The sequence below is a fragment of the Acinetobacter sp. neg1 genome, from assembly GCF_000788125.1.
GTDB lineage: Bacteria > Pseudomonadota > Gammaproteobacteria > Pseudomonadales > Moraxellaceae > Acinetobacter > Acinetobacter vivianii.
Genome location: NZ_JSZD01000022.1, coordinates 131344 through 142645 on the forward strand (window position 1 = coordinate 131344; position 11302 = coordinate 142645).

Genomic DNA, 11302 nt, shown 5'->3' on the forward strand with positions numbered 1-11302 from the left:
CCACCGTCAGGTGGCTTTATTTATGGGGAATCGAAAATTAAAATAAACGGACTTTAAGCGTTTGAATCATCTTTATTGCCGAGTACTAAGGTTGCCAGTTTCACCATATCCATTTGAATGGTATTGAACTGTTTTTCAATCTTGGCAAAATCAATTTTTGAAAGATCGGTTTGACCATGCAATAACGGCATATTTAACAGTTTTTGATTTGCAGTTAATAAGTTTTGGCGGATCTGATCCACTTCATTGCTTCTTAAATTTAACGATAATAAAGCATCATGCAAGCCATGTAGCTCTTGGTTTAAATCGCCTGTTGTATGCTGTAATTTCTGGACATTTTTATCTTGAATGGCTTGTTCAAGATTGCTTTGTGATTGCTTGAGTAGCGTTACATAGTCATCAGTTTCAATTTGCAACTTGGCAATATCGCGGGCGATATTCAGCATATTACCTTTGCTCAGATTTTGAGTGTCCTGAGCAATGCTTGCTTCACGTTCTGTATCTTCAAAGGTTGTTATTGATTGTTCAATCTCAGTGTTTTGCTCAGCTTGCTCATTGTCATGAGGAACCTGATCGCAACCTGCCAGCGTTAAGAGACTAACCAAGGTGGTTACTGAGAGAATGGCTTTGATAGAGAAATGTTCCATCATGGCTGAACTGCACCAGATTATGAGAAGAGCGTCACTATAATGAGAAAATGTGGAGAAAAAAGTGATTTTTGCAATTCAGCAACAGTTTGATGTAGGAAAATGGTAGAAGGAACTGTCTAGGAGTTTAAAAGAAAAGAATAGATAAGCTATTCTTTTCTCTACATTTCTCATGCTTATTTTGCTAACTCGGCTTCAATCGCGCTGACAATGCGCTCATCATCTGCCGTAATATCAGGTGCAAAACGGGCAACCACTTCACCGTTCTTATTGATGAGGAATTTTTCAAAATTCCATAAAACTTCAGGTGGGTTGTTTGGTGTTAAGCCATAATCAACCAGATCTTTCCACCAAGGGCCTTCACCTGTACGCTCAGGAATTGCCTGAGTCAATGTCTCATATAAAGCATGTTTATCATCACCCGCAACCGAGATCTTGGCGAATAGCGGAAAATGCACGTCATAATTCAGTGAACAGAATTGTTGGATTTCATCGTTGCTACCCGGTTCCTGTTCCAGAAAATTGTTAGCAGGGAAGCCGAGAATTTCCAGACCTTGATCTTTCTTGGCTTGATACAGTTTCTCTAGGCCTTCGTATTGTGGGGTTAAGCCACATTTAGAGGCAACATTTACGATCAAAAGCACTTTGCCTTGATATTGATCAAGATCAACATCCTGACCTTTGATGTCCTTAACAGGGATGTGATAAACCGACTGGCTCATGGAATACGTCCTAATTTGTTGTTGTGACAAGACCTGTTTGTTTTAACTGCTATTGAAGCTGAGTGCAATCCTCTTGTTTGCAATACATACAAATAATAAGCAAAACCAAGGATTTGTTTAGCTTGCCGCATTTTTAAGCTGGATCGGCGTTTGTCCAGTATAGCGTTTAAAGAATTCAATAAAGCTGGAACTATGATGATAACCCAGCGTAAATGCCAGTTGCTTTATGGTCATGCCTTGCCGAATCTGATTGATGGCAAAAATGATTTTGGCCCGATTACGCCATTCAGATAGTGACAGTTGCAGTTCTTGCTGGCTGAGACGTAATACATGACGCTCACTGACCGCAAAGTTTTGTAAGACTTTCTGTAGGCTGAGATGAAATAAATCTGGGTCTGCAAGCTGTTCCAGAATTGGGGAAAGAACGGGATGTGTGCTTTGCGGAAGATAATGTGAATAAGCGGGTGCCTGTTTCAGCTGATCATATAAAACCTGAAACAGGTGTTCGAGATACTCAGGTGCTGCCGCCTGTTTTTGCTGTTCCAGAATATGAATGACCAGCGCGCGGAAAAAAGGTTCAATACTAAAACAACGGCAAACTTCGCCCAAAAATGCGCCGAGCCGCGGATGTAATCGAATACAGATATAGTGGATTTCATGCTCAACAGGAAGTGACTGGTGCTCAGTGCGAGGCGGCAGCCACAGTCCATAGCTGGGAGGCGAGAGGTAATATTGCCCTTCAATATCAAACTCTAAAGTTCCGTTCAAACTGAAATTAAAATCCCCCCAGAGCGAAGAATGCGGGCTGACAATATCATCCTTTTGATATAGAAATTCATGGATTTCTATATCGCGTAGCAAGGGAAATTGTTCAGCAAGGTTATGCTTCATTCAGGGAGGCTCTCTCTTAATTTTCGCATGTCATTTTAGGATTATTCAAGCCTTTGGCTAAAGTGAAGATACTAATTAATGCCAAAGCCACAAAACTGATGACGCCATAAATTAGAATATTTTCATTGAAATGATCAACCACATAACCGCCAAGTAATGAACCAGTTGCAATCATGACCTGAAACATGCCGACGAACAAAGGCATGCCTTTTTCTACCGCATGCGGTGCATGGACAAACATCCAGATATTGGCCGAGGTTGGAAATGCGCCGAAGGCAAAGCCCCAGAGTGCGGTTAATACAATCGCGCCAAACTCATGAATCGCAAAGATCGGGAAGCCAAAGAACACAATCGCAAAACAGATCCCGACAAAGGCGAGGGTATAGCGTACATTCAGATTACCACTATAGCCTGCAAATGCATTGCCGAAAATACCCGCAATCCCATAGAGCAATAACAAGGAACTGATAGTGGTGCCGTTGAATCCAGCAATGTTCTTAAAGAATGGTGCCAGATAGCTATATGCACAGAAATGGGCGAGACCGATGAGCAAGACGATTAACATACCGCTACGTGCTTTGGGGGTACGTAACAATGCAGGTAAATCACGAATATGAATGGCTGAATCAGGTTTTAGTTCAGGCAAGAAAATCAGTTGTACCACCAAGACAATCAAGCCAATGCCAGCGGTAATACCAAATGCACTGCGCCACCCGTAAAACTCGCTAAGCCAGGTTCCGATCGGAACACCGAGTACAGTGGCAAAGGTCACACCTGCCATGACGATGGCGGTTGCTTTGGCGATGGGTAAATGAGGCGGTGCCAGTTTGCCACTCAAGGCAATCGCAGTTGCCCAGAAACCACCAATCGAAATGCCTAACACCAAACGGCTCAACAATAGAACATTGAAGTTCTCTGCAAAGGCGGTAATGGTATTGGCAATCACCATAATTGCGGTCAGCAAGATCAATACATAGCGTCGATCAAGCTGCTTCACAGAAACGGGCAATAGTGGCGCTGCAATTGCAGCCATCACCCCCGGCAAGGTAATGATCAAGCCTGCTGTGCCCACTGAGATATTCAGGTCGGCTGCGACACTGTTGAGCACGCCGACAGGTAAAAATTCACTGGTGACCAGTGCAAAGGCTGCGATGGCAACCGCTAAAATGGCATACCAACTTCCTTGTGTGGTTTGCGTGGGTCGTACGTCTGAAGATGTAGATTGTTGCATGGGATTTTCCTGAGGTGTCAGCACAAGGACAAAAGCTAAAGATGAAGTTTTATTTTATAACGATCACTATGAAATAAAATAAAGAATAAAAAGAGAGACGTCAATTAATTTTATAATGATCGTTATAAAAATATATGTGGCATTTATAAGAATTATGCATGAGCTGTCATCATGAGTACGCAGGCGATTGTTCAAGAAAAATACAGTCGCCCTGAATCATGGGAGTGGGCGAACTGTATAAGAGGAAAAGCAAATTTCTGGATTTTTCTCTCAAATCAAACAGAAGTCGTTTAATCTCCTGTTTGATCTGTAGGCTAAAGACTAATTTTTATAAGTGACTTTAGGATTATTTAAGCCGCGTGCCAGTGTAAAGATCAGGATAAGTGAACAAAGCACCAGCGGAAGCATCGCGAAGAATAAGATTGAACCATCAAAATGGTCAACGATAATGCCACCGAACATGCTGCCCAGCGCAATCAGGATTAAAAAGGTCAATGTCACCATTGGCATACCTTTTTCAACCGCTTCAGGTGCATGCGTAAACATCCAGATATTCACAGCAGTTGGAATAATCCCGTAGGCAAAGCCCCATAAAGCCGTTAATACAATGGCAAGCATGACATTTGCCCCGACTAGCGGAAGAGCTAAAAATGCAAGCAAGAACGCAACACCACTCACTGCAAAGGTATAACGGATATTGATCTGACCGAGGTAGCCTGCAAAAACATTACCAAAAATCCCTGCAATCCCGTAGACCAACAGTAAACGGCTGATCAGGCTATCGGAAAAATCGACCTGATGTTTAAAGAAGGCAGAAAAGTAGCTATAAGCTGCAAAGTGGGCGAACCCCATGAATAGAAAAATGATCAGACCTTTGCGGGCAGCAGGATGTTGCACCAAGATAGGCAGCTCTTTCCAGCGCAAAGATGAAGATGGCTTTAATTGAGGCAGATAGAGATACTGGAAGATCAAAAGCAATACGCCCATGAGCGAAATCGCCGTGAAAGAGGTTTGCCAGCCATTATATTGAGCAAGCCATGTGCCCATTGGGACACCTAACACGCTGGCTAAGGTTACCCCGAAAGCCACACATGCAGTCGCTTTGGCAATGGGTAAATGAGGGGGTGCCAGACGACCACTTAATGCAACAGCAGTTGCCCAGAATCCTCCAACTGCAACGCCTAAGATGATTCGTCCGAACAATAAAATCATGAAATTAGGCGCAAATGCGGTGAGCAGATTGGCAATGATCATCAACAGGGTGAGCATTAATAAGAGCGAACGTCGATCCATTGTTTTGGCTGAGATCGGAATCAGAACCGCAGCAAACATGCCCACGATTGCGGTTAAAGAAACGGTGAGACCTGCTGTTCCGACTGAGATTTGAAAGTCACGCGCGATGTCATTGAGTACACCAATGGCAAGGAATTCGCCAGTGACTAAGGCAAAAGCGCTAAAGGTGACAGACAGTAAGGCAAACCAGTTACCTTGAGATGGATTAGATTCAAGTGTACTTAGCTCAGCGGGCGTGGAGTTTTCCATAATAATTCCCTTTATTGTTATAGAGATAACAATAAAATTGAAAAAACATTCGTTTTTATAACGATCGATATAAAATAAAATAGTTGATTAAAGTGAGTGCGTCAATTAATTTAATAGTGATCGTTATGAAATATTTGTGACAGTTATGACAAATGCACATGAGCCAACAGTAGCACCCTGTGATGACAGCTTAAAAAAGAAGCGTGGTCGTCCGAAGTGTTTTGACGAGCAGCAGGCGCTGGAAAAAGCCATGTTGCTGTTCTGGGCGAATGGCTATGAAGCGACGTCGATCAGTGATTTGACTCAGGCTTTGGAACTGACTGCACCGAGTCTATACAGTAGTTTTGGTGATAAAGCCGGACTGTTTTATAAATGCATCGATTATTATCTGGCACATGAAGCATGTCCAATTGTCCCTATTTTCTTAGAAGCCAAAACTGCCAAAGTTGCATTTGAGCTGTATCTATATGACAACGTCAAACGTTTGGCGCAACCCAATAAACCAGCAGGCTGTATGCTGGTGGTGGCAACCATGAACTGCTCGGATAATGCGCAGGCAGTGCAACATAATATTCTGGAAAAACGTTTGCAAACCAAGCAGAAACTGTTTGAACGTTTAGAGCAGGGCGTGGCGAACGGTGATTTGGTAGCAACCGCTCCTTTGCAGGAAATGACAGACTTCTATGCCACCGTGGTACAAGGTTTAACCATTCAGGCTCGAGATGGCGCAACGGTTGAGCAACTGCATAAAGTTGTAGAACATGCCATGCGTGCTTGGGAGCTGTTCTAGGCAGGGATGTCGTAAGCGCGATATAAATGTCTGAAATACGATATTTCAATTATTTTGGACATCTTCCACAATACATCCATTGCTGAGATATTGTGAGAAAATGATGGGTCAGTTAACGAAATACCAAAAATGGGCATTTGTATTGCCTTTGATTGCCGTGTTGATTTGGTCACTCAATATTGCGGTAACTCGCTATGTGGCAGACTATATTTCCCCAGTCAGTATCAGCTTTTATCGCTGGTTTGTTGCCTTCCTGATCTTGACCCCTTTTATGTTGCCAAAAGTCTGGAAGCAACGTGCTCTAATTCGTCCGTTCATTCCTAAACTGGCGGTACTCAGTGCATTTGGGATGGTGTTGTATCAAGGGCTGTCTTATACCGCAGCGCACTATACCACCGCGACGAATATGGGAATCGTAAATGCCTTTGTGCCTATTTTTACCATTTTCATCTCTTACATTATTTTAAAAGATGCACCGAATCGCTATGCCATTTTCGGGAGTTTATTGTCTTTTGCTGGCTTGATTTATGTCATGAGTCAGGGGCGTATTTCTAGCCTGTTTGAGCAGGGTGGTCATTGGGGCGATGCGGTCATGGTATTGGCCGTGGGATTCTATGCCTTCTATGGTGTGTTCCTGAAAAAATGGCAAGTTCAGTTGCCATTGATGACCAGTTTATATGTGCAGATTGCCTTTGCCCTGATTTATCACTTGCCATTCTTATTGTGGTTGGGACTGGATGGGATCAATGCTGAAAATGCGGCCAGTGTGCTTTATGCAGGGATGTTCCCGTCATTGATTGCACCATTGTTATGGATGGTCGCCGTGCAAGCGATTGGGCCAAACCGTACCAGTATTTTCATGAACTTGATGCCGGTATTCACCGCGATTATTGCCAGTCTGTGGTTATCGGAACACTGGACTATTTACCATACCATTGGTGGTGTCATGATTCTGGTGGGGATCATCATGGCACAAAAGAAAACCCTTAAAGCACCAGCCAAATTGGCAGAGTCTGCCTCATAAAGATGAAAGTCATAGGTGTGTTTGTTTAAAAAATAGACAAACGCACCAATTTATTTTTTGAATGATTCTCCTTTCTATCTGATTTGCAACTATATTTTTTAAGATAGGGAAAGTTTAGGCTCAAAAAAAGCTGAATAAAAATAAAAATATAATTTTATTAAAAAGGTTAAAGTGACAAAAAAGGTACGCTTTTCACATTTTTTGTTAGATAAATAATATATTTGTATAAATGAAATGATTGGCTCATAATACCAGCCACAGCAAAATGATTCATTTTAGAATGAATAAGTTGCTTACCGAATTGATGAACCCTCTGGATGTGATTATACACATCCTTTTTATGCTCAGTTATCCCTATATAACTGAGCTTTTTTTTGTCCGCTATTCATCTAAATCATCAAGCCCGAACAATTTCACCCGTTAGTGCATTGAGGATACGACTCGGCTCCCGACTCAATCCCAGATCACCTTCTAGATAATGTAATGCGTCGCCAAAATACGCTTGAGCATCTGCCAGACTATGAGCAGGTGTTTGGCCTGCGGGATTAGCGCTGGTCGAGACAATGAATCCATTAAAATGCTGGCACAGTTGTACGCATAAAGGATGGGTGGTGACACGCACCGCCACCAGAGGATGCTGACCTTTGATCCATGTTGGAATATGTTGGTCAGCAGGTAATAGCCAAGTTGTGGCCCGTTCAGTTGGCTGGCGATTTGACCAGCTGTGAATCACTTGCTGACGAATGTCGTTATTTAAACCTTGCAGTAAATGTGCTACCTGATCTAAATGACCTGCTAATAAAATGACGCCTTTTTCAACGGGACGATGTTTGAGTTCCAGAATCTCCTGAAAAGCCTGTTCATTGTAGGGATCACAGCCCAATCCCCAAACCGCCTCGGTTGGGTAAGCCAGAACCTGTCCTTGTTTTAAAAGTTGTGCTGCTTCAGAAATAGAAGAGGTGATCATGCGAGGTCAATACAATAGCAGAGGGAGAGGTGACTAGTTTAATGCATTGGGCGGCAACGTAAATAGCGTCCTGCCTGTTGCATGCTTAAACCGAGTAATTCCAGTTCCATTAATTGGGCCGTTAATTCAGCAATAGGTGCAGAATAGCGTTGCGCCAGTTGATCGAGATCTTGTCCAACCCAGTCTAAAACCTGATAGAGCTCAATTAAATGGGCGGGTAGCGTTGGTGGTGTTGAGGCAATGTCTGTCGCTGCTTGTTGCTGGGCTTGCCATTGTGTAGGTAAAGCCAGATCTTCAATCACCTGTTCAGGATGATCTACCAGAATTGCACCTTCGCGGATCAACTGATGACAGCCCTGATGATGTTCACTATAAATATGTCCCGGAATGGCGAATACCATTTTCCCTTGACTGGCGGCTTCATTAGCAGTAATTAATGAACCGCTTTTAAGTGCAGCTTCGACCACCAATACACCCAGACTCAAGCCACTGACAATACGATTCCGTCGTGGAAAATGTTGTTGTAAAGGCATGGTCGTGGGTAGAAATTCAGTCACTACTGCGCCTGACTGGGTAATTTGTTGTGCCAGTTGTTTATGTTGGGCAGGGTAGACGGTGTCTAGTCCTGTACCTGTCACTGCGATAGTGCGCTGATGAACTAGACCACCTTGATGGGCTGCTTGATCAATGCCATGAGCCAAACCGCTACTAATATAGAAACCTTTTTCACTTAAATAGTAAGCAAAATCATAGGCAACTTGTCGCCCGTGAGGGCTCGGTTTTCGACTGCCGACCATGGCAATTTGAGGTTGTAACAGCGCTTGCGCCTGACCTTGCCCAAATAGAATAGGTGGACGATCTGTATAAGGCAGCAGCTGCGTCGGATAGCCAATATCTTCAGGCGTTAAAATAAAGTCACTATGGCGGCAAATCAGTTGAACCAGTTGTTCAAACTGTTGCTGGCCTTGTGCTGTCTGGAATTCCGCTAAACGTTTTAAATGGTTGGCATGCAGGCCAAGTTGAGACCATTCTGAAAAATGATGACTTTGTGTGGCCTGTTCACAGCTACCGAAATGCTGTTGGATTTTTTGGAAGCTGGAAAGCGAATGTTGAACCAAGTACCACACCAGCACAGTATGGTAGTGATGAGGCGATAATTGATTCAACATCTTAGGCCTTAATCGTCAAGACGTGGTGGTTTGATATCTGAGCCAAGCTTAATTGGTAACTCGCTTTCGAGTACATAGGCATAGCTGATACGGTCAAAACTCTTGAAGATCATGACACTGCCCAAATATTGTCCAGGTAGTTTCACTTGTTCTTTGGTTTTTGGGTCACGAACAGTTTCACCATCTTGATAGATACTAAATACCTGACCGACCTCAACACCATCAACCGTTCCACGATCCACGGTTACGACACCATTTTTTGCGGCTGTACCGATAGAACCCATCACACGGATAATTTTACCGCCATCTTTGACCTGATTGGCGTCGGTTGGATAGAACAGGGTCGGCAGCATGGCATCTTGTTCAGTCATAACACGGTCGCCACGACGCACTTCACCATTATAGCTATCGGTCAGTTCAACCGTAGTAATGTCATTTTCACTACGAATCGCCACACCTGAGGCAACTTGAGTCAGTTCAACGCCAAGATTCTGTTTTTTACCATTCTGATCCAGTACTACATAGGGTTCACCTTCACGGAATACGCCGTAGCGTTGGCCATTTTCAAGGCCTTGGCCGCGCACATAAACACTTTGGCCTTTACCTGCCATAACACGGTTATCAGCAGTGCCTAGAATATAAGGTGTATTGGCAATCGCATCTGCTGGCAGCACAGAAGTGCGCTCTAACCATTGCTGAATATGTGTCAATGGAATAACAGGTACGCTATTGTTCAGTGCTTCAACACGGACTTGCGGGCGCAGGGTAGACGTATTGCCTGTATAGCGGCGAATAATACCGTCACAGCCATCACCTTCATCTTTACCAATCAACGGCTTACCGTTCAGGCTACAGAGTAATAGACGATCACCTGGATAAATCCAGTGTGGATTTTTGACATGTTTATTGCTTGCCCAGATTTCAGGCCAGCGCCAAGGCTTCTTTAAAAATTTACCCGAGATATCCCAGAGCGTATCGCCTTTTTTCACCACATAGACATGCGGAGCACCTACTTTCACCGCAGGTGGGCTAACATTCGGGCTGGCTGCATGCGCAAAATTGATACTCATCCCCAATCCTGCACAAATTGCAGCTGCAATCAGTTGTTTTTTTAACCCCAAGGCATGAAATGATGGTATGCCGTTTAAAACCTTTTTCATTATCATAATTCCTAAAAATTATGTGTGTAGTTGCGCTATAATAACGACTTTACACACAATTTTTTTGATCAAGCATTCCCTTCAGTTGGTTTTTTGATCAATGGCATAAGTGAGGACGACAGTATGGCCTTATTACCTATTTTAAGTTTTCCTGATCCCCGCCTTCGTACCATTGCCAAGCCAGTCGAAGAAGTCACTGATGAAATTCGTCAGCTTGCAGCAGATATGTTTGAAACCATGTATGAAGCACCAGGTATCGGTTTGGCGGCAACTCAGGTTGATCATCATATTCAGCTTATTGTTATGGACATCTCGGAAGAGAAAAACCAACCGATGGTGTTCATTAACCCCAAAGTCATTCCACTGACCGAAGATACTCAGCCTTATGAAGAAGGCTGTCTCTCTGTGCCTCAAATATACGACAAAGTTGAGCGTCCGTCACGCGTAAAAATCGAGGCAATTAACCTTGAAGGTCAAGCATTTGAGTTAGAAGCTGACGAACTTCTCGCTGTTTGTATCCAACATGAAATGGATCACTTAAATGGCAAACTTTTTGTCGATTATTTATCGCCTTTAAAACGTCAGCGTGCCCGCGAAAAAGTGGAAAAAGTGGTGCGCCAACGCGATAAAGAGAAAGTTGCAGTTAAACGCTAAACTGTAGCGACGATGAATTAACAGATGTTGTCCTTGTTTCGTTGTGGGTTGTTGCTGGCTTTAACCGCGGTCTGTTTACAGATTGCGGTTTTCTTGCAGCCACTCCTTCCGAAGCAATATCAGATTGCGCCTGTGTGTGAAACCATCACCCAAGCGCTTCTGTTACCTAAACTACAAAGTACTCAGAGCCATTCGGCACAACATCCTCATGAACATCAGCTTGAGCATGCTCAGGTTTCGATGCTGCATCATGACCATCATGATCCTAATCACCAATGTCAGTACTGTACGGTCTATGCCAATCTGGTCTTGCCGCCTGAATTTGGTGTGAAAGAAGTGTTGGTTCGGATTCAAATCCGTTTAGTTGCTTATCAGCAAGCGTTTAAGCATGTCTATTTTGCACTACAACGGTTATTTCTGTTGCCCCAAGGGCGAGCCCCGCCACTCTTTGCATAAATTAAAACGTCATTTTCATTAGGGTTTTCAAAACTCTAGCCTAGTTTTA

12 protein-coding genes are annotated in these 11302 nt (G+C 43.5%); 4 read left to right on the forward strand and 8 right to left on the reverse strand.

Annotated features, from left to right (window positions below; all coding sequences use genetic code 11):
- Nucleotides 1-53: 53 nt before the first annotated feature.
- The 5 genes from PJ15_RS18040 to PJ15_RS18060 all read right to left on the reverse strand — a co-directional run bounded on the left by PJ15_RS18040 (nt 54) and on the right by PJ15_RS18060 (nt 5033).
- The gene (locus tag PJ15_RS18040) at nt 54-650 is read right to left on the reverse strand and encodes a hypothetical protein (protein WP_047433125.1); all 597 of its coding nucleotides are present in this window, start codon (nt 648-650) and stop codon (nt 54-56) included.
- Between the two features lie 173 nt (nt 651-823).
- Nucleotides 824-1369, reverse strand: a complete 546-nt coding sequence (locus tag PJ15_RS18045) for a glutathione peroxidase (protein ID WP_005255677.1) — start codon at nt 1367-1369, stop codon at nt 824-826.
- 117 nt (nt 1370-1486) lie between these two features.
- Nucleotides 1487-2260 carry an AraC family transcriptional regulator gene (locus PJ15_RS18050; protein WP_047433128.1) on the reverse strand — a complete coding sequence of 258 codons (774 nt, stop codon included), beginning with the start codon at nt 2258-2260 and terminating at the stop codon, nt 1487-1489.
- 16 nt (nt 2261-2276) lie between these two features.
- Nucleotides 2277-3491: an MFS transporter gene (locus PJ15_RS18055; RefSeq protein ID WP_047433131.1), complete on the reverse strand. Its 1215-nt coding sequence runs from the start codon at nt 3489-3491 to the stop codon at nt 2277-2279.
- A 321-nt stretch (nt 3492-3812) separates the two neighbouring features.
- Nucleotides 3813-5033, reverse strand: a complete 1221-nt coding sequence (locus PJ15_RS18060; RefSeq protein ID WP_047433133.1) for an MFS transporter — start codon at nt 5031-5033, stop codon at nt 3813-3815.
- Between the two features lie 136 nt (nt 5034-5169).
- On the opposite strand from PJ15_RS18060, the gene PJ15_RS18065 reads away from it, so the two are divergent.
- On the forward strand, nt 5170-5823 hold the full coding sequence (locus PJ15_RS18065; RefSeq protein ID WP_171248630.1) for a TetR/AcrR family transcriptional regulator: 654 nt from the start codon (nt 5170-5172) through the stop codon (nt 5821-5823).
- Between the two features lie 103 nt (nt 5824-5926).
- The gene (locus PJ15_RS18070) at nt 5927-6847 is read left to right on the forward strand and encodes a DMT family transporter (RefSeq protein ID WP_047433140.1); all 921 of its coding nucleotides are present in this window, start codon (nt 5927-5929) and stop codon (nt 6845-6847) included.
- A gap of 397 nt (nt 6848-7244) precedes the next feature.
- On the opposite strand, the gene PJ15_RS18075 is transcribed toward PJ15_RS18070, so the two are convergent.
- Genes PJ15_RS18075 through PJ15_RS18085 form a run of 3 tightly spaced genes read right to left on the reverse strand, consistent with a single transcriptional unit; the run spans nt 7245 to nt 10143 of the window.
- Nucleotides 7245-7814 carry an L-threonylcarbamoyladenylate synthase gene (locus tag PJ15_RS18075; RefSeq protein ID WP_047433142.1) on the reverse strand — a complete coding sequence of 190 codons (570 nt, stop codon included), beginning with the start codon at nt 7812-7814 and terminating at the stop codon, nt 7245-7247.
- 38 nt (nt 7815-7852) lie between these two features.
- Nucleotides 7853-8983: a DNA-processing protein DprA gene (gene dprA / locus PJ15_RS18080; protein WP_047433145.1), complete on the reverse strand. Its 1131-nt coding sequence runs from the start codon at nt 8981-8983 to the stop codon at nt 7853-7855.
- 8 nt (nt 8984-8991) lie between these two features.
- The gene (locus PJ15_RS18085) at nt 8992-10143 is read right to left on the reverse strand and encodes a LysM peptidoglycan-binding domain-containing protein (protein WP_047433148.1); all 1152 of its coding nucleotides are present in this window, start codon (nt 10141-10143) and stop codon (nt 8992-8994) included.
- Between the two features lie 123 nt (nt 10144-10266).
- Here PJ15_RS18085 and def point away from each other — a divergent pair, with 123 nt between their 5' ends.
- Nucleotides 10267-10797 (forward strand): peptide deformylase, encoded by a 531-nt coding sequence (gene def / locus PJ15_RS18090; RefSeq protein ID WP_004773212.1) that lies wholly within the window; start codon nt 10267-10269, stop codon nt 10795-10797.
- A gap of 24 nt (nt 10798-10821) precedes the next feature.
- Nucleotides 10822-11253: a DUF2946 family protein gene (locus PJ15_RS18095; protein WP_047433151.1), complete on the forward strand. Its 432-nt coding sequence runs from the start codon at nt 10822-10824 to the stop codon at nt 11251-11253.
- The last annotated feature ends 49 nt before the right edge of the window (nt 11254-11302 follow it).

Excerpts from the sequence above, each read along its gene's own strand:
- PJ15_RS18040 (WP_047433125.1), bottom strand. The coding sequence starts at position 650 with ATGATGGAACATTTCTCTATCAAAGCCATTCTCTCAGTAACCACCTTG.
- PJ15_RS18045 (WP_005255677.1), bottom strand. The coding sequence starts at position 1,369 with ATGAGCCAGTCGGTTTATCACATCCCTGTTAAGGACATCAAAGGTCAG.
- PJ15_RS18050 (WP_047433128.1), bottom strand. The coding sequence starts at position 2,260 with ATGAAGCATAACCTTGCTGAACAATTTCCCTTGCTACGCGATATAGAA.
- PJ15_RS18055 (WP_047433131.1), bottom strand. The coding sequence starts at position 3,491 with ATGCAACAATCTACATCTTCAGACGTACGACCCACGCAAACCACACAA.
- PJ15_RS18060 (WP_047433133.1), bottom strand. The coding sequence starts at position 5,033 with ATGGAAAACTCCACGCCCGCTGAGCTAAGTACACTTGAATCTAATCCA.
- PJ15_RS18070 (WP_047433140.1), top strand. The coding sequence starts at position 5,927 with ATGGGTCAGTTAACGAAATACCAAAAATGGGCATTTGTATTGCCTTTG.
- PJ15_RS18075 (WP_047433142.1), bottom strand. The coding sequence starts at position 7,814 with ATGATCACCTCTTCTATTTCTGAAGCAGCACAACTTTTAAAACAAGGA.
- dprA (WP_047433145.1), bottom strand. The coding sequence starts at position 8,983 with ATGTTGAATCAATTATCGCCTCATCACTACCATACTGTGCTGGTGTGG.
- PJ15_RS18085 (WP_047433148.1), bottom strand. The coding sequence starts at position 10,143 with ATGAAAAAGGTTTTAAACGGCATACCATCATTTCATGCCTTGGGGTTA.
- def (WP_004773212.1), top strand. The coding sequence starts at position 10,267 with ATGGCCTTATTACCTATTTTAAGTTTTCCTGATCCCCGCCTTCGTACC.
- PJ15_RS18095 (WP_047433151.1), top strand. The coding sequence starts at position 10,822 with ATGTTGTCCTTGTTTCGTTGTGGGTTGTTGCTGGCTTTAACCGCGGTC.